The organism is Pseudomonas nitroreducens (assembly GCF_010994165.1).
GTDB classification, from domain to species: domain Bacteria; phylum Pseudomonadota; class Gammaproteobacteria; order Pseudomonadales; family Pseudomonadaceae; genus Pseudomonas; species Pseudomonas nitroreducens.
In genome coordinates, this window is sequence record NZ_WMBX01000004.1 from 786,634 (window position 1) to 804,266 (window position 17,633).

Annotated in this window: 16 protein-coding genes; 7 read left to right on the forward strand and 9 right to left on the reverse strand. The window is 65.7% G+C overall.

All coding sequences use genetic code 11. From position 1 onward, the window contains the following. Position 1: 1 nt before the first annotated feature. From GJV37_RS21245 to nirK, 5 genes are all read right to left on the reverse strand, one after another. On the reverse strand, positions 2-685 hold the full coding sequence (locus GJV37_RS21245) for a Crp/Fnr family transcriptional regulator (protein WP_024766109.1): 684 nt from the start codon (positions 683-685) through the stop codon (positions 2-4). 108 nt (positions 686-793) lie between these two features. Continuing rightward, positions 794-1,465, reverse strand: coding sequence for an iron-sulfur cluster repair protein YtfE (gene ytfE, locus GJV37_RS21250; protein ID WP_193452929.1), 672 nt, complete (start codon positions 1,463-1,465; stop codon positions 794-796). A gap of 111 nt (positions 1,466-1,576) precedes the next feature. Further along, the gene (locus GJV37_RS21255; RefSeq protein ID WP_024766110.1) at positions 1,577-2,305 is read right to left on the reverse strand and encodes a Crp/Fnr family transcriptional regulator; all 729 of its coding nucleotides are present in this window, start codon (positions 2,303-2,305) and stop codon (positions 1,577-1,579) included. Between the two features lie 65 nt (positions 2,306-2,370). Continuing rightward, a complete protein-coding gene (locus GJV37_RS21260; protein WP_193452930.1) occupies positions 2,371-3,183 on the reverse strand; it encodes an SUMF1/EgtB/PvdO family nonheme iron enzyme in 813 nt (270 codons plus the stop codon). A 65-nt stretch (positions 3,184-3,248) separates the two neighbouring features. After that, on the reverse strand, positions 3,249-4,400 hold the full coding sequence (nirK, locus tag GJV37_RS21265; protein ID WP_024766111.1) for a copper-containing nitrite reductase: 1,152 nt from the start codon (positions 4,398-4,400) through the stop codon (positions 3,249-3,251). Positions 4,401-4,643: 243 nt separating this feature from the next. On the opposite strand from nirK, the gene GJV37_RS21270 reads away from it, so the two are divergent. Both GJV37_RS21270 and GJV37_RS21275 read left to right on the forward strand, forming a co-directional pair. Next, positions 4,644-6,812, forward strand: coding sequence for a PA5441 family protein (locus tag GJV37_RS21270; protein WP_065083735.1), 2,169 nt, complete (start codon positions 4,644-4,646; stop codon positions 6,810-6,812). Positions 6,813-6,817: 5 nt separating this feature from the next. Further along, positions 6,818-7,525: a DUF3142 domain-containing protein gene (locus GJV37_RS21275; RefSeq protein WP_193452931.1), complete on the forward strand. Its 708-nt coding sequence runs from the start codon at positions 6,818-6,820 to the stop codon at positions 7,523-7,525. Between the two features lie 45 nt (positions 7,526-7,570). On the opposite strand, the gene trhP is transcribed toward GJV37_RS21275, so the two are convergent. Further along, complete coding sequence (gene trhP, locus GJV37_RS21280) at positions 7,571-8,971, reverse strand: prephenate-dependent tRNA uridine(34) hydroxylase TrhP (RefSeq protein WP_193452932.1); 1,401 nt, start codon at positions 8,969-8,971, stop codon at positions 7,571-7,573. 295 nt (positions 8,972-9,266) lie between these two features. Beyond that, positions 9,267-10,736, reverse strand: coding sequence for a glucose-6-phosphate dehydrogenase (gene zwf, locus GJV37_RS21285; RefSeq protein ID WP_425326841.1), 1,470 nt, complete (start codon positions 10,734-10,736; stop codon positions 9,267-9,269). A gap of 97 nt (positions 10,737-10,833) precedes the next feature. Here zwf and hexR point away from each other — a divergent pair, with 97 nt between their 5' ends. Both hexR and GJV37_RS21295 read left to right on the forward strand, forming a co-directional pair. After that, positions 10,834-11,718, forward strand: coding sequence for a transcriptional regulator HexR (gene hexR, locus GJV37_RS21290; RefSeq protein WP_024766116.1), 885 nt, complete (start codon positions 10,834-10,836; stop codon positions 11,716-11,718). A gap of 125 nt (positions 11,719-11,843) precedes the next feature. Continuing rightward, positions 11,844-12,059, forward strand: coding sequence for a PA3496 family putative envelope integrity protein (locus GJV37_RS21295; protein ID WP_170858220.1), 216 nt, complete (start codon positions 11,844-11,846; stop codon positions 12,057-12,059). Here GJV37_RS21295 and GJV37_RS21300 read toward each other — a convergent pair. Beyond that, positions 12,013-12,948, reverse strand: a complete 936-nt coding sequence (locus tag GJV37_RS21300) for a LysR family transcriptional regulator (protein WP_024766118.1) — start codon at positions 12,946-12,948, stop codon at positions 12,013-12,015. The two genes, GJV37_RS21295 and GJV37_RS21300, sit on opposite strands and share 47 nt — an antisense overlap. A gap of 239 nt (positions 12,949-13,187) precedes the next feature. Here GJV37_RS21300 and GJV37_RS21305 point away from each other — a divergent pair, with 239 nt between their 5' ends. The 3 genes from GJV37_RS21305 to GJV37_RS21315 all read left to right on the forward strand — a co-directional run bounded on the left by GJV37_RS21305 (position 13,188) and on the right by GJV37_RS21315 (position 17,233). After that, complete coding sequence (locus tag GJV37_RS21305) at positions 13,188-14,603, forward strand: acetyl-CoA carboxylase biotin carboxylase subunit (RefSeq protein ID WP_024766119.1); 1,416 nt, start codon at positions 13,188-13,190, stop codon at positions 14,601-14,603. Between the two features lie 11 nt (positions 14,604-14,614). Further along, the gene (gene oadA, locus GJV37_RS21310; protein ID WP_170858221.1) at positions 14,615-16,429 is read left to right on the forward strand and encodes a sodium-extruding oxaloacetate decarboxylase subunit alpha; all 1,815 of its coding nucleotides are present in this window, start codon (positions 14,615-14,617) and stop codon (positions 16,427-16,429) included. Positions 16,430-16,597: 168 nt separating this feature from the next. Then, positions 16,598-17,233 (forward strand): c-type cytochrome, encoded by a 636-nt coding sequence (locus GJV37_RS21315; protein WP_231387675.1) that lies wholly within the window; start codon positions 16,598-16,600, stop codon positions 17,231-17,233. A 57-nt stretch (positions 17,234-17,290) separates the two neighbouring features. Here GJV37_RS21315 and GJV37_RS21320 read toward each other — a convergent pair whose 3' ends face one another. Continuing rightward, positions 17,291-17,560: a hypothetical protein gene (locus tag GJV37_RS21320; protein ID WP_024766122.1), complete on the reverse strand. Its 270-nt coding sequence runs from the start codon at positions 17,558-17,560 to the stop codon at positions 17,291-17,293. Positions 17,561-17,633: the final 73 nt, after the last annotated feature.

The following is a 17,633-nucleotide window of genomic DNA, read 5'->3' on the forward strand; positions in this document are numbered from 1 at the left end:
CCTACTCGAACTGTTCCAGCCGCGCGACGTCGAGTACCTGCACGTTGCGTCCGTCGAGGTCGATGATCTTTTCGTCGATCAGCCGCCGTAGCACGCGGGAAAAGGTCTCCGGCTGGATCGACAGGTGCCCGGCCACCAGTTGCTTGGCCATCGGCAGCTCGAAGCGGTTGATTTCGCTGCCCTGGCGATTGAGCTGGGTGATCAGGTAGCGCACCACGCGGTGGGTGGAGTTCTTCAGCGACAGCGTTTCGATCTCGTTGATCCGCCGGTGCAGGCGTACGCAGAGGGTGGCGAGCAGGGAGAAGGGCAGCTGCGGGTTGCTGTGCAGCAGCTCCATGTAGGTGCGGTTGGCGAAGCGGTAGACCTGCGTGGGCTCCAGCGCCTGGGCCGAGGCCACGTAGTCGGGGGTGTCCATCAGCATCATGGCTTCGGCAAAGGTCTGCCGGCTGCCGACCACCTCCAGCACCTTCTCCTGTCCCTCCGGCGTCAGGCGGTAGATTTTCACCGCCCCGGAAATCACGAAGTAGAAGGCATGGGCCGGCTCGCCCTGGAGGAACAGCTTGTCGCCCTTCTCCAGGTTGAGCAGCGTGCTGGTGGCGAGCAACTGCTCCAGCTGTTCCTCGTTGAGCACGTTGAACAGGTGGTGGCCGCACAGAATCTGGTGGTGGACGCGATGCGCTTGCATGGCGGGGCGCTCCTGGGCGGGGACAATCCCGCCAGTATGTGCGATGCCGCCGGGCAGCGTGGTGAGGCAAGCTGTCACTGGTCGCCCTCCTGGCTCCCGGTCCGGCGCTCAGGCCGGGTGGTTGGCGCCGAGGAACAGCAGGTTGTTCTCCAGGTGGATGTGCTGCATCAGGTCGCGACGCAGTTCTTCCAGGCCGCTGTAGAGTCGCCGCCAGCTGTTGCAGCCGTCCGCTGGCACGGTGAGGTCGTCGGTCAGGTCGGCCAGCACGGCGAGGGATTGCGAGTGCTCGTCGTGCTCATGGCGCATCACGCCGATCGGGCCCTGCACGTGGGACAGCGGGATGCCCTGGCGCAGCCAGGGGAAGAGCACGCTCTCCTCCTTGCACATGTGCCATTCCAGCTCTTCCTGGATGGTCTTCAGGTGCGCCGTCAGGCCGGCGGGGCACTGCGGGTGCGCGGCGTGGGTCTTCTCCACCCGCTCGGCCAGCGGGATCAGCGCCGGCAATTGCTCGCGGTGGACCTTGTGGTAACGCTCGAGGATGTGGTCGATGAGCTGGTCGTTGCTGGTCAGACGCCAGTCGGTCTGCTCATTGGCCGGTGGCAGCGCCTGCAGTTCTTCGGCGATGCGCCGGGCGTCCAGGCCCTGCTCGCTGGCGGCCTCGCCCAGGCTGCGTTGGCCGGCACAGCAGAAGTCGAGCTTGTAGTCGTGGAACAGCGCACAGCTGCCCGGCAGGCTGAAGGCCAGGTCGCTCAGGGTGCGTTCGATGAAGGTATCGGTCATGGCTGGCCTCGGGCGGAGTGGGGTACGGCGGCCGCAGTCGTGGTGGCCGTCAATCTTGGCAGGGAGGCGGTCAGTCTAGGGAAGGGCGCGCACCACGCTCCTTGATTGCAGTCAAGCGTCCTCGACCAGCACTTCCCGCTCGTCGCCACCGGCCACTCGCATCAGCTGCTGCGGGTTGCACACCAGCAGCTTCTGCCGGCCACCGCGCACCAGACCACGCTCTTCCCAGGCGCTGAGAATGCGCGAGACGGTGTGCAGGGTGGTGCCGGTCATTTCGGCGATGTCCTGGCGGGTCACCGGGAAATCGATGCGGATACCGTCGGCTTCCGCTCGGCCGGACTGCTGCACCAGGCGCAGCACGGTATGCGCGACGCGCCGTTCGACCTCTTCGGTGGCCAGCTCGCAGAAACGTACGTGGGCTTCCTGCAGGCGCTCGCCGATGGCCTGGACGGTGTTCAGGGCGAAACCGGGGTGGCGGGCCAGCAGCGGTTCCCACTGGCTGGTGGGCCAGGCCAGCACGAGGCTGTCCCGGTTGGCGGTGGCGGTCGCGGGGTAACTGCTAAGGCCCAGGGCGCGCACGAAGCCGAACAGGTCGCCCGGATTGACCACCCGCACCAGCACCCGCTGGCCATCGCCGGTGAGCTGGGTGGCCTTCAGGCGGCCGTGCACCAGCAGGTAGAAGTTGCTCGCCGGCGCGCCCTGCTCGAACACGGCCGCGCCGCTGACCAGGCGCAGGATGCTGGCCTGGCGGAGGATGTCGTCCTGTTCCTCGCGGCTGCTGTTGGCGAAGGGCGGCAAACTGCCCAGCCAGGCGCGGTGGAGCGAGAGATTGGCGGTCACGGCGATGATTCCCGTCAGTTCGCCGCAGCATACCGGCTAAGGGCCGTGGCGGAACTTGAGGGGAATCAAGGGATGTCCCTGACCAGGCGGAAGCCGAGGTTGTCCGGTGGTTGCCCGGCGCTGCAGCCGCCACCGCGGGCATCGCGGACGAAATCGTTGATCGCCGCCCGGTGGCGACCTTCGGCGATGCGGATCGAGCAGTATTCGGCGCGTTCGGTCTGTGCGCCGCGGGCGTCGAGGTTGACCCGCTGATGGCAGCTCCGGGTCCATTCCCAGACATTGCCGCCCAGGTCGGCCACGCCGTATTCATTGAGCCCGTGATTGCCGCGCACCTGGGGCAGCGCCGAGGCACTCGTGCGGGTCTGTGCTTCCAGGCGGTAGCGCGCCAGCCAGCGCCGGGCGGGGTTGCTGCCATCGTCGTCGTCGATGCGCAGGGCATCGTCGGCCCAGCGCGAGCCGGCGAAGAAGGCCCACTCGCGATCGGTCGGCAGCCGCCACTGCTGGCCAGTGCGTCTGGACAGCCAGTCGGCGTAGAGCTGCGCATCGAGCAGGCTGGCGCCGGTGAGAGGCAGGTCGTCGCGGGGAGCGCTGTTGCCCAGCGGCAGGCAATCGCCTTCGGCCACGCAGCGGGCGTATTCGCCCTGGCTGACCTGGAATTTCATGACTTCGAAGCGCGGGGCGAGGTGTTCTCGCCGCGAAGGCGCGTCCACTGCCTGTTTCTCCAGCCAGTAGTCGCCCGCCGGACGGAAGTCGAAGTCGCGGGGTTCGAGTCTCACGGTTTGCGGTGCGAGTTCCGCTGCGTGCTGTGGCCGCAGCAGGAGGAAAGCCCCGCCCAGCAGCAGCGCGACGGTTACGCCGATCAGGATGGTCTTGCGCATGGTCTGCCCGGTCGTCGTTATCGTTTGCTGGGAAGGGGCCGGCCCGGATGGGCCGGCCTCGGGGCCTACTTGATCGCAGTGGGCGGCTGGATCTGGCTCATCAGGTCGTTGTTCCATTGGCCTTCGACCTGGATATGCGCCGCGGCGCCCAGCAGCACCGCTTCGATGAGGTTGTGGTTGAGGTAGGTGTACAGGCCCGGCTGCAGGAAGGTGTACAGCGCCGCGCCGGCCGCACCGCCGGGGATGAACCAGGTTTCCAGGTCCTCTTCCGGCGGATTGTTGAACTTGCCGGTAGCCCAGACGTGATCGCCATGGCCGCCGATCAGGTGCGGGCGGGTATCGCGGTTGGCCTGGGAGTGGACGATCAGCAGGGTCTCGCCGACATTGGCCTTGAGCGCATTCTTGCCGGTCAGGGCGCCGACCTTGCCGTTGAACACGATGTGACTGGGAATCAGCCCCTTCATGACCTGCTGCATATCGTTGTAGCTTTCCATGGGCGTGCCATAGCGCTTGAAGTTGCCGTCCTTGTCGCGCGGGACGTAGAAGTCCTGCTCGCCGATATAGACCACCTTGTCGTACTTCAGCGCCTTGCCGTCGCGGTCTTTCAGGCCGTCGCGCGGCAGCACCATGATCGCCCCGTTCATGCCCGAGACCACATGCCAGGGGATCATCGCGCCGCCCGGTGCGCAGTGGTAGACGAACACGCCGGGGCGGGTGGCGCGAAAGCGCAGTTTCACTTCCTCGCCGGGCTGGATGATGGTCAGCGCGCCGCCGCCCAGGGCGCCGGTGGAGGCATGGAAGTCGATGTTGTGGGTCAGGGTGTTGCTCGCCGGGTTGACCAGGGTGAGTTCCAGGTAGTCGTCCTGGTGCACCACCATCATCGGCCCGGGCACCGAGCCATTGAAGGTCATGGCGTGGATCTCGGTGCCGTCGTCGTCGATGACCTGCTTCTTCTCCTCGATCACCATGCGGAACTGCACGACCTTGGGCTTGCCCTTGGCGCGCTGCTCGTGGGCATGGACGAAGGGTGGCGCAACCAGCTCGACCTGGACGTGCTCCAGCTTCGAGAGGTCCACGGCCGGCCCCATGTTCTTCGGCGCTGCCTCCCCGTCGGCCATTGCCGTGCCGCTGCCAAGCATGCTGCCGGTGACGCCCAGGACCACGGCGCCGGCGAGCAGGGTGCGGCGGGAAAGCGAAATCTCTTCCTGATCAAGCATGGGTAACTCTCCGTATTCGACGATCTGTCGTTGGGAGAAGAAATACCCGGTCGGCAAATTCCTTCTTTGAGCCGGAACAAAGAAGGAATCAGCTGGACAACGTGTCGCAGGCCCTGCTGTGCGGTAGATCGCTTTTACAGTCTTGCCCCCATGCAGGCGGGCAAGACCAGGCGCGGCGAGGTAAGATTCTTCCTGCTCTGAATTCCGGCCCGGCGTGCGGGCTCCAACGGACAAGGATCATTCATGCGTCTGTACGGACTGACCCTGCTGGCCCTGATCACCGGCTGCCTCGGCGTGCAGGAGGCGCGCGCGAGCAGCGACGACTCCTGTTATCCGAGCTGGAACCTCAAGCGCGACACGCTGGACGTGTGCAACAGCCTGCCTTTCCTGAGCCCGGGCAACGACAGCCGGGTCAATCTGCAACTGCTGCTGGCCGATGCCGGCCAGGCCAGCATCCCCAACCGCGCGCTGACCGACGACGAGCAGCAGCTGGGTTACGGCCAGGTGCCTTTCCCGCTGGCCCGCTGGCTCGACGGCGCGGCCCCGGAAGACGCGACCGACAGCACCAGCACCGCGTCCCTGGCCGATCTTGCCGCGCGCATCGGCCTGCCGGCGGATACCGTGCAGTCCTCCGCCGACAGCTTCGCCAGCGGCGAAGGCAGCCGCTGCCGCAGCAACAATCCGCTCACCGCCCAGGACTTCCTCAGCCAGCTGCTGCTGGCCGACAGCCTCACCGCCGGCGAGCGCCAGGGCCTGGCCCGGGCGCGTTTGACCCTGCTGGGTGCCTGCCAGTGGGACGAAACCCAGCTCAGCGTGCTGCTGCCGGGCGACCTGCAGAGCGCCCCGGCCAAGGCCTACCGTACTTACCTCAAGGGTGCGGCGGACTTCTACAGCGGGCGCTTCGCCGACGCGCTGAAATCCTTCCGTAGCCTGCAGGACAGCGACCAGGCCTGGCTGAAGGAAACCTCGCGCTACATGGTCGCCCGTGCGCTGCTCAACCAGGCGCAGCAGAACGCCTTCGACGAGATGGGCTACCCGGATCTGCGCAAGGTCGACAAGAAGATCCTCGTCCAGGCCGAATCCGCGCTGGGCGACTACCTCAAGGCTTATCCACAAGGCCGCTACGGCGCCTCGGCCAAGGGCCTGACGCGGCGTGTCTACTGGCTGATGAGCGATGAAGGCCGGCTGGCCGGCGAGTACGCCGAGCTGTTCGCCCGCGAGGATGCCGACGATCTCGCCCAACTGGTGCAGGAAGTCGACAACAAGCTGCTGGTCACCGCGCACCCGGCCGACGTGCGGGATGCGCGTCTGCTGGCGGTGCTCGATCTGATGCAGATGCGCCACCACGAGCCCAGCGAGCCCCGCGCCCTGGACGCTGCGGGACTGGCCGCGCAGAAGGACCTCTTCGCGAAGAACCCCGGCCTGCACGACTACCTGACGGCGGCCTACCAGCTCTATGTCGAGGAAAAGCCCGTCGAGGCGCTGAAGTCGCTGCCCGAAGAGCCGCCCGCCAAGCTCGACTACCTTGCCTTCAGCCAGCAGGTCCTGCGCGGTTTCGCCCTCGAGGCCGGCAACGACTGGATCGCCGCCGAGAAACTCTGGTTGCGCCTGTTGCCGCAGGCGGTACAGCCGCTGCAGCGCGACCAGCTGGAGCTGGCCCTGGCCTTCAACTATGAGCGCAGCGACCGCCTGGTGAAGGTGTTCGCCGAAGGCTCGCCGGTGCACACGCCGATCATCCGCGAAATCCTCCTGCGCCACATCGCGGGGCCCGAACTGCTGCGCCAGCAGGCGAAATCCACCAGCGTCTCCGTGGAAGAGCGCGATACCGCGCTGTTCGCCCTGCTCTACAAGGACCTGCTGCATGGCCAGTACCAGGCCTACATCGACGACCTCTCCCTGCTGCCCACCGATGGCAGTGGCAAGCCCCTGGGCGCCAGCATCGGCTACCTCTACGGCAGCATGCCGCTGTCGCTGTTCCAGTGGCCCGGCGGCAAGAACGACAGCGGCTACGAGTGCCCGGCGATCGTCGACGTCGCCCGCGACCTGCTGCAATCTCCGCAGCCGCCCAAGGCGCTGAACTGCCTGGGCGAATTCATCCTGCGCAACGGCCTGGACGGCTTCCCCCTCGACACCCAGCCCAGCGAGCGAGAACTGGGCGGGGGCGAGTCGCTGTTCCCCGGCACGCCCTACTCGCGCATGGACGGCTACCTCAAGGTCATCGCCGACAAGCAGGCGGTGGAAGAGGACCGCGCGTACGCGCTGTTCCGCGCCATCAACTGCTTCGCGCCCAGCGGCTTCAATGGCTGCGGCAGCCAGGACATTGCCCCGGTGCAGCGCAAGCAGTGGTTCCGCACGCTCAAGGGCCAGTACTCCGCCACGCCCTGGGCGAAGTCTCTGAAGTACTACTGGTAATCCTGGTGCGCCGGGCCGTGGTGCTGGCGCTGGCGCTGCTCGTTGGCAACGCCTCGGCGGCCGGCGTGGACGCCGCGGACCACGATGCCTTCTGGCTCTGGAGCGGCGTCGCGCCCCAGCCAGTGCTGGCCCAGGCTCGCACGCTCTACGTCCTGCAGGGCCAGGTCAGCGCGCCGCGCCAGCGCGAAGGCCAGGCCCGCCTGATCGCCCAGGGCATCGCCATTCCGCGCCTGAAGCAGGGCGAGGTCTGGGTGGTCTACCGCGCCCACACCCTGCGCTGGAACGAGGACATCTACCGCACCCTGCTGTCCCAGCTGCGCCGCTGGCGCGCGGCGGGCAACCCGGTGGTGGGCGTGCAGGTCGATTTCGATGCGCGCACGCGTTACCTGGACGAGTACGTCGACTTCCTCCAGGACCTGCGCACGCGCCTGCCCGAGGACTGCAAGCTGAGCATCACCGGGCTGATGGACTGGGGCAGCAACGGCGCACCGGAGACCATCAATCGCCTGGCCGGCGTCGTCGACGAAGTAGTGGTGCAGACCTACCAGGGACGCACGACCATTCCCAACTACCAGGCCTACCTCCCGCGCGTGGCGCGCCTGCAACTGCCCTTCCGCATCGGGCTGGCGCAGTACGGGGAATGGCAGGCGCCGGATTACCTGGCGCAGAGCCGGTGGTTCAGGGGGTATGTGGTGTTCCTGCAGAACCCGTGAGAGTGGTGCAGGTGACTAACCAAGCTCGCGGTTCCTGCAGCTAAATCAACCGCCACCACACCCACACTTGCCGCACTCGTTCGCGCATCCGTCGGCCGTCGCTTCGCGAGCATCCCGTGTGGTTCCGCCATTCAGGTTACGCATCAGTAAGGCGTACTGCAGGTCCAGTTCCCCGGGCACCGGGATATGCACCAGATGGCCATCACCCGGCGCGACGCCGATTGACTCGCCACGGGCGTTCTCCATGGCATTCAGGCGGAAGGTGCGGTTGCCGGCCGGGGTCATCAGCTCGACGCTGTCGCCGACTTCGAAGCGGTTCTTCACCCGCACCTCGGCCAGCCCGTGACGGCGCTCGTCGGTGAACTCGCCGACGAACTGCTGGCGCTCGGAGAGGGAGTGGCCGTACTGGTAGTTCTGGTACTCGTCATGCACGTGGCGGCGCAGGAAGCCCTCGGTATAGCCGCGATGGGCCAGGGATTCGAGGGTGTCCATCAGGCCGAGGTCGAAGGCGCGCCCGGCGACGGCGTCGTCGATGGCCTTGCGGTAGGCCTGGGCCGTGCGCGAGACGTAGTAGTGGGACTTGGTGCGGCCCTCGATTTTCAGCGAATGCACGCCCATCTGCGTCAAACGTTGCACATGCTGGATGGCGCGCAGGTCCTTGGAGTTCATGATGTAGGTGCCGTGCTCGTCCTCGAAGGCTTCCATCAGCTCGCCGGGGCGGTTGGCCTCTTCGAGCAGGACGATCTCCTTCGTCGGCGCACCGATACCCAGGGTCGGCTCGACGTTGCGCACCGCATGGCCCAGCTCGTCTTCGTGGGCGGCGTGGGTCTGGTATTCCCAGCGGCAGGCGTTGGTGCAGGTGCCCTGGTTGGGATCGCGGCGGTTGATGTAGCCCGACAGCAGGCAGCGCCCGGAGTAGGCCATGCACAGCGCACCATGGACGAAGACCTCGAGCTCCATGCCCGGCACGCGCTCACGAATCTCGCCGATCTCTTCGAGCGACAGCTCGCGGGAGAGGATCACCCGCTTCAGCCCCTGCTGGCGCCAGAACTCCACGCTGGCCCAGTTCACCGCGTTTGCCTGCACCGACAGGTGAATATCAATCTCGGGGAAATGCTGGCGAACCAGCATGATCAGGCCGGGATCGGACATGATCAGCGCATCCGGCCCGAGGGCGATCACCGACTCGACGTCCTGCAGGAAGGTTTTCAGCTTGGCGTTGTGGGGGGCAATGTTGACCACCACGTACAAGCGCTTGCCCAGGGCATGGGCTTCGTTGATGCCGGTGGCGAGATTGGCGTGGTCGAACTCGTTGTTGCGCACCCGCAGGCTGTAGCGAGGTTGGCCGGCGTAGACGGCGTCGGCGCCGTAAGCGAAGGCGTGGCGCAGGCTTTTCAGCGAGCCGGCGGGGCAGAGCAGTTCAGGGGCAAACGGAGTGCGGGACATGGCAATGCGGCGGGTAGTGGGAAAAAGGCTGCCACTCTAGAAAGTCCGCGGGCTGCGCGTGCTGAGCGAGGTCAACGGATCGCGCCAGAATTCGGTACGTCCGATGTATGCAAGAGTAACGGTCTTCTGTCGGCCACGCGGTGCCAGCGCATCCCCTCGCTCCAGCCCTCTCCCCAAGGAGAGGGAGCCGTCCGTACCGGCTGACGCCAAGGCTTCATCCTCCACCGAACGGTCCCCTCTCCCGCTTGCGGGAGAGGGTTAGGGTGAGGGGGCCTTTGATCCTGTAGGAGCCCTATCACTCCAGCCAGCGCCGTCCCTGCAGCTCCAGCAGCGTCTGCGCCTGCTCCGGTCCGTTGCTGCCGGCCGGATAGGGGCGCGGGCTCTGGTAGTGCTCGTGCCAGCCCTTGATGATCGGGTCGACCCAGCTCCACGCCGCTTCCACCTCGTCGCGGCGCATGAACAACGTCGAGTCGCCCTCGATCACGTCCAGCAGCAGGCGTTCGTAGGCGTCCCAGCGGCGCTTGTTGATGCTGAAAGCCTGGGCGAGGTTGAGGTCCAGCTCCACTGGTTCCAGCTGCATGCCCTTGCCGGGGGCCTTGGCCATCAGTTGCACGCTGATGCGTTCTTCGGGCTGCAGTCTTATCCACAGACGGTTGGCCGCGCCGGCACCGTTGCCGATCAGGCTGTTGGGGACCGGCCTGAACTGAATGACGATCTCCGAGCACTTCTTCGCCATGCGCTTGCCGGTGCGCAGGTAGAACGGCACGCCAGACCAGCGCCAGTTATCGATCTCCGCCTGAACGGCGACGAAGGTCTCCGTATCGCTGTCGTTGTCGACGTTTTTCTCGAACCAGTAGGCCGGAACACCCTGTCCGCCAATGTGTCCGGCGGTGTACTGGCCGCGCACGGTCTTGTCCTGCACGTCCTGCCCGGTGATCGGCTTGAGCGCCTGGAGGATCTTTACCTTCTCGTTGCGTACCGCCTCGGCATCGAAGCGCACCGGCGCTTCCATGGTCACCAGGCAGAGCAACTGCAACAGGTGGTTCTGCACCATGTCGCGCATGGCCCCGGCATGGTCGTAATAGCCGCCGCGGTTTTCCACGCCCAGGGTTTCGCTGACGGTGATCTGCACGTGATCGATGAAACCGTTGCGCCATACCGGCTCGAACAGGGTGTTGGCGAAGCGCAGGGCCATCAGGTTCTGCACGGTTTCCTTGCCCAGGTAGTGGTCAATGCGGAACACGCGGGATTCGTCGAACACCTCGCCGATGGCCTGGTTGATCGCCACCGCCGATTCCAGCGAATGGCCCAGCGGCTTCTCCAGCACGATGCGCGCCAGCGGCCCGGCCAGGCCGGCGATCTTCAGGTTCTGTGCAATGGGCGCGAACAGGCTCGGTGTGGTGGCCAGATAGTGCACCAGCACGCGACCTTCGCTGCGCTTGAGGGCCTTGGCCAGGCGACCGAAGTCGGCGCTCTGCGAGGCGTCCATGGCGACGTATTGCAGGCGCTGGGCGAAGCTGCGCCAGGCTTCGGCGGAGAAGTCGCTGCGCGCCACCTGCACCCGGCAGTTGCGCTCGGAAAGGGCAAGGTAGGAGGCATTGTCGCGGTTGCTGCGGGCGAGGGCGAAGATCCGCGTGTCGGCCGGCAGGCGATTCTCCCGGTGCAGGTGATAGAGCGCCGGAAGCAGCTTGTGCAGGGCCAGGTCACCACTGCCGCCGAATACCAGGATGTCGCAGGAACTGGGAAGACTAAGGCTGGCGGGCATATTCAACGACTTATTCCCTGGGCTTGGCGAGTAGTTTTGTAGTATAACTACAACTAGACTACATAAATTTCAGACAACTATCACCGAGCCCATCCCTGTGAACCTTTTGCAGCACATTGCCCAGTCGCGTCATCTGCTCCGCAAGTCGGAGCTCAAGGTTGCCGATCACGTGATGCAGGACCCTGCATCGGTCATGCACAGCTCCATGGCGGACCTCGCCCATGGTGTCGGCGTCAGCGAGCCGACCATCGTGCGTTTTTGCCGCGCCATCGGCTGCAGCGGTTTCCAGGACCTCAAGCTCAAGCTGGCGCAGAGCCTGGCCGCCGGCGCCAGTTTCGGCCAGTTCTCGATCAATGAGAGCGACTCGGTGGCGGACTTCAGCCTGAAGATCTTCGACACCACCCTGCACTCGCTGATGGAAGTGCGCGAGCACCTCGACACTCACGCCCTGGAGCGCGCCATCGCGGCCATCGCCCACGCCCAGCGTGTCGAGTTCTACGGCTTCGGCGCGTCGGGCGCGGTGGCGGCGGATGCCCAGCACAAGTTCTTCCGCCTGCTGCTGTCGGCGGCGGCGTATTCCGACCCGCACATGCAGGCCATGTCGGCGGTGACCCTGAAACCTTCGGACGTGGCGATCTGCATCTCCCAGTCCGGCCGCTCCAAGGACCTGCTGGTGACCGCCAACCTGGTGCGCGAAGCCGGCGCCACGCTGATCACCCTCTGCCCCAGCCAGACTCCGCTGGCGGACCTGGCGACCGTGAACCTCGCGGTGGACGTGCATGAAGACACCGACATCTACACCCCGCTGACCTCGCGCATCGCCCACCTGGTGGTGATCGACGTTCTGGCGATGGGCGTGGCCATGGCCCGCGGCCCGGACCTGGTGAACCACCTCAAGAGCGTGAAGCGCAGCCTGCGCAGCCTGCGCCTGTCGCCCAAGGTGGTGAAGAACCACGAAGAGCGGCCGGAAGAGGCGTCCTGATTCGGCCGTAACGGTGCCGCCGACCGCTCGTCGGCGTCACCGCCGCTTTCATTGCCGCGTCGTCAAACCGTCATCCGCCCCCAGCATGCTGGCGTCTCCAGCCCTTAGGCCTTGGGAGATGCGAGATGCCCCGCCATATCGACGACACCCAGCTCCAAGTGGACAGCAAGACCCGCCGCAAGCTCGAAGACCAGCGGCGCATGCAGTTCCGTCGCGCCATCGAGGACCGCATGGAGGCCCAGCGCCTCGCCCTCGAAACCTCCGATTACCCTGACCTGATCGCCGCCGCCTACCTCACTTCGGCGAAGGCGGGCCAGCGAAGCGTTCGGCAAGCTGGCTGATCAGCGCCCGCTCTTCACGGATGAAGGCGACGAACGCCTGGGCCACCGGACTCAGGCGCTTGCCGCGGGCATGTACCAGACACCAGCTGCGGTAGAGCGGCAGCTCTTCCACCGGCAGTTCGTGCAGCAGCCCGGACTGCAGCTCGCGGCTCACCGCATGGCGTGGCAGCAGCGCCAGTCCCAGTCCCGCCAACACCCCTTCCCGTGACCCCTCCAGCGAGGCGAACTCCAGTGTCTGCGCGAAGTGCGCGCGTTTCTGCTGGAAGTGTTCCTCACAGGCCTTGCGCGTACCCGAGCCGGGCTCGCGGATCAGCAGCGGATAGGGTTCCAGGTCCTTCAGCGAAAGCTTCGCGGCGTTGCACAGCGGGTGGTCCGGCGGTGCCACGGCAACGATCGGGTTGTTCAGGAAGGGCAGGAACTCCAGCGCCATGTCCTGCGGCACCAGGGACATGATCACCAGGTCGTCGCGGTTATCCGAGAGGCGCTTGATCACCTGGGCGCGGTTGACCACCGTGAGGTTCAGGCTGACATCCGGGTGCTGCGCGTGGAACGCGGCGAACAGGTGCGGAGTGATGTACTTGGCGCTGGATTCCACCGCCAGGCGCAACTGGCCCTGCAGCGAGCCCTTGAGGTCGGAGAGGTTCATGTCCAGCACTTCCAGGCGCTGGAAGATGTCGTTGGTGGCGCGCAGCAGGGCGTCGGCGGCATCGGTCTGGTAGAGCTTCTTGCCGATGTACTCGAACAGCGGCTGGCCGACCAGTTCTTCGAGCTGGCGGATCTGCAGGCTGACCGCCGGCTGGGTCAGGGCCATTTCCTCGGCGGCGCGGCTGTAGGAACGGCTTTCGCACACCGCGCGGAAAACCTGCAGCTGGCGAAGGGTCATACGCATCAATGACTTACGCATAGAAGCCTGCTCGATGACGACATTTTCCAGCGACTATAAAGCATTCTTTATGGCTACCCCAATAATTATTGATTTTGGTTAATCCTCCCTCCCGCGCTAGGGTAAAAACACGCCGGAACCCGCTCCGGCCACGAATATCCACAAGAGAATCCAGCTGCCTGAACGGGGCTGCCGATTGGTCTTTACGCCGGGGTCCACAAGGCCCGGGCCGAGGGAAAGCCGCAGTGATCAAGAAAATCCTGATCGCCAACCGTGGGGAGATCGCTGTCCGGATCGTGCGCGCCTGCGCCGAGATGGGCATTCGTTCGGTGGCCGTCTATTCCGACGCCGACCGCCACGCCCTGCATGTGAAGCGTGCCGACGAAGCGCACAGCCTGGGCGCCGACCCGCTGGCGGGTTACCTCAACCCGCGGGCGCTGGTGAACCTGGCCGTGGAAACCGGTTGCGACGCCCTGCACCCCGGTTACGGCTTCCTCTCCGAGAACGCCGAGCTGGCCGATATCTGCGCCGAGCGCGGGATCAAGTTCATCGGCCCGTCCGCCGAAGTCATCCGCCGCATGGGCGACAAGACCGAGGCGCGCCGCAGCATGATCGCCGCCGGCGTGCCCTGCACTCCCGGTACCGAAGGCAACGTCGCCGACCTGGCCGAAGCCCTGTCCGAAGCCGAGCGCATCGGCTACCCGGTGATGCTCAAGGCCACCTCCGGTGGCGGCGGCCGCGGCATCCGTCGCTGCAACAGCCGCGAAGAGCTGGAGCAGAATTTCCCCCGGGTGATCTCCGAGGCCACCAAGGCCTTCGGCAGCGCGGAGGTCTTCCTCGAGAAGTGCATCGTCAATCCGAAGCACATCGAGGCACAGATTCTCGCCGACTCCTTCGGCAACACCGTGCACCTGTTCGAGCGCGACTGCTCGATCCAGCGCCGCAACCAGAAGCTCATCGAGATCGCCCCCAGCCCGCAGCTGACCCCCGAGCAGCGCGCCTACATCGGCGACCTGTCCGTGCGCGCCGCCAAGGCCGTGGGCTACGAGAACGCCGGCACCGTGGAGTTCCTGCTCGCCGATGGCGAGGTGTACTTCATGGAGATGAACACCCGCGTGCAGGTGGAACACACCATCACCGAGGAAATCACCGGCATCGACATCGTCCGCGAGCAGATTCGCGTGGCGTCGGGCCTGCCGCTGTCCGTGAAGCAGGAAGACATCATCCACCGTGGCTTCGCGTTGCAGTTCCGCATCAACGCCGAAGACCCGAAGAACAACTTCCTGCCGTCCTTCGGCAAGATCACCCGCTACTACGCGCCCGGCGGCCCCGGCGTGCGCACCGACACGGCGATCTACACCGGCTACACCATCCCGCCGTACTACGACTCGATGTGCCTGAAGCTGGTGGTCTGGGCACTGACCTGGGAAGAGGCGCTGGATCGCGGCCTGCGTGCGCTGGACGACATGCGCGTGCAGGGCGTGAAGACCACCGCCGCCTACTACCAGGAAATCCTCAAGAACCCGGAATTCCGTAATGGCCAGTTCAACACCAGCTTTGTCGAAAGCCACCCGGAACTGACCCAGTACTCCATCAAACGCACTCCGTCGCACCTGGCCATCGCCATCGCTACCGCCATTGCCGCCCACGCTGGCCTGTGAGGATCACGTACATGACCGTTGCCAAGAAAGTCACCGTCACCGATACCATCCTGCGCGACGCCCACCAGTCGCTGCTGGCAACCCGGATGCGCACCGAGGACATGCTGCCCATCTGCGACAAGCTCGACAAGGTCGGCTACTGGTCGCTGGAAGTCTGGGGCGGCGCCACCTTCGACGCCTGCGTACGCTTCCTCAAGGAAGACCCGTGGGAGCGCCTGCGCAAGCTCAAGGCCGCGCTGCCCAACACCCGTCTGCAGATGCTCCTGCGCGGGCAGAACCTGCTGGGCTACCGCCACTACAGCGACGACGTGGTCCGTGCCTTCGTTGCCAAGGCGGCGGTCAACGGCATCGACGTGTTCCGCATCTTCGACGCGATGAACGACGTGCGTAACCTGCGCGTCTCCATCGAAGCGGTGAAGGCTGCTGGCAAGCACGCCCAGGGCACCATCGCCTACACCACCAGCCCGGTGCACACCATCGAGGCCTTCGTTGCCCAGGGCAAGGCCATGGCCGACATGGGCGTGGACTCCATCGCCATCAAGGACATGGCCGGCCTGCTGACTCCGTATGCCACCGGCCAACTGGTCAAGGCGCTGAAAGAGGCGCTGCCGCTGGACGTGGTGGTGCACTCCCACGACACCGCCGGCGTGGCCAGCATGTGCCAGCTCAAGGCTGTGGAAAACGGCGCCGACCGCATCGACACCGCGATCTCCAGCATGGCCTGGGGCACCAGCCATCCGGGCACCGAATCCATGGTCGCCGCCCTGCGCGACACCCCGTTCGATACCGGCCTGGACCTGGAGCTGATCCAGGAAGTCGGCATGTACTTCCACGCCGTGCGCAAGAAGTACCACCAGTTCGAGAGCGAGTTCACTGGCGTGGATACCCGCGTGCAGGTCAACCAGGTACCGGGCGGGATGATTTCCAACCTGGCCAACCAGCTCAAGGAACAGGGCGCGCTGAACCGCATGCCCGAAGTGCTCGCGGAAATCCCCCGCGTGCGCGAAGACCTCGGTTTCCCGCCCCTGGTCACCCCGACCTCGCAGATCGTCGGCACTCAGGCGTTCTTCAACGTGCTGGCCGGCGAGCGCTACAAGACCATTACCAACGAGGTGAAGCTCTACCTGCAGGGCCGTTACGGCAAGGCGCCGGGCAAGATCAACGAGCAGCTGCGCCGCCAGGCCATCGGCAACGAGGAAGTTATCGACGTGCGCCCGGCCGACCTGATCAAGCCGGAGCTGAACAAGCTGCGCGAAGAGATTGGCAGCCTGGCCAAGTCCGAAGAGGACGTGCTGACCTTCGCCATGTTCCCCGACATCGGCCGCAAGTTCCTCGAGGAGCGTGCCGCCGGCACCCTGAAACCCGAAGAGCTGCTGCCGATCCCCAACGGCAAGGGCGTCGCCGCTGCCGGCGGTGAGGGCGTACCGACCGAATTCGTGGTCGACGTGCACGGCGAGAGCTACCGCGTGGACATCACCGGCGTCGGCGTGAAGACCGACGGCAAGCGCCACTTCTACCTGTCGGTGGATGGCATGCCCGAAGAAGTGGTGTTCGAGCCGCTCAACGAGTTCGTCGGCGGCGGTGGCAACAAGCGCAAGCACGCCAGCGAGCCGGGCCATGTCAGCACCACCATGCCGGGCAACATCGTCGATGTGCTGGTGAAGGAAGGCGACAGTGTGAAGGCCGGCCAGGCCGTGCTGATCACCGAAGCCATGAAGATGGAGACCGAAGTGCAGGCGGGCATCGCCGGCACCGTGAAGGCCATCCACGTAGCCAAGGGCGACCGGGTCAACCCCGGTGAGATCCTGGTTGAAATTGAAGGCTGACCAAGGACAGACGGGTCTTTAAGGTTCAGTCCCACGGGGGAGCACGATGCTCCCCCTTTTTTTGCCCGCAGGTTTTTCAGCCGACGGCGCGTTTGCTTGATCTGCGTCGGAAACTTCCTTCAGAAACCCATTAGCGTCGACGCTGGGAAAACTGACCAGGGTGCGGTGATGGGGAGAGTCGTTCTGTGGTGGGTGCTGCTGTGCGCGAGCGCCCAGGCATTGGCGCAGTCATCGGAAATGATGGATCGGCTTGCTGCCCTGGAGAAGGACCCGGCCAAGCGCGAACAGGCCTATGCGGCCGCCGAGGAGCGCATCCTGCTGTGCAGCAAGTGTCACGGCAAGGACGGCAACAGCAAGCGCGATTACATCCCCAACCTGGCCGGGCAGAATCCGCAGTACCTGTTCGATGCCTTCGAGAAGTACGTCGACGGCCAGCGCACCGACTTCGTGATGAACCAGGCGGCCAAGCTGCTGACGCTCAACGAGCGGGTGAATATCGCTTACTACTTCAGCCAGCAGGAGGTCCTGCCACGCACGGAAGCCGTGCCTGACGCGGCGGAGATCGAGCAGGGTGCCCAGCGTTTCGCCACGGTCTGCGTGACCTGCCATGGCGCCCAGGCGATGGGCCGTGATGGCTTCCCGCGCATTGCCGGGCAGCCCAGGCCTTACCTGACCCACGCGCTGCAGCGCTACCGTGACAAGGACCCGAGCCGGGCCGGCTCGCCGATGCTGGCGGTAGCCGGGCTACTCAGCGATGACGACATCAAGGCGCTGGCCGCTTACCTCAGCCAACTGCGCCCCTGAATCAACCAGCCGCCCCGCGGCGGCTGGCTGGAATGCGCTGTAAAGCCGGGTGAAATCCTACTGCTGCTTGTTCTCGGCCGGCTTGTCGGCGGTCTCGGGTTGCGCTTGCGGTGCGGCCTGTTCGGCGGCTGGCTGCTCTGCCGGAGTGGCTTGTTCCTCGGTGGAAGCCGGTGCGGGCTGCTCCGCCGGCGCGGCTTCAGGTTGCGGCGCAGGCTTGGCTTGCTGGGTGGCGGCTGCGGGCACAGCGGTCTGCGAGGTCGGCTCGGGTTTCTTGTCGCAGGCGGCGAGGACGGCGCAGGCGGCGATCAGGAGGCAAAGCTTTTTCATGAGGGTGCTCACTCATCGAGGGTTGGCGAATGCCGGTCGGTTGACCGGGGCCGCAAGCTTTGCCGTCTCCGGG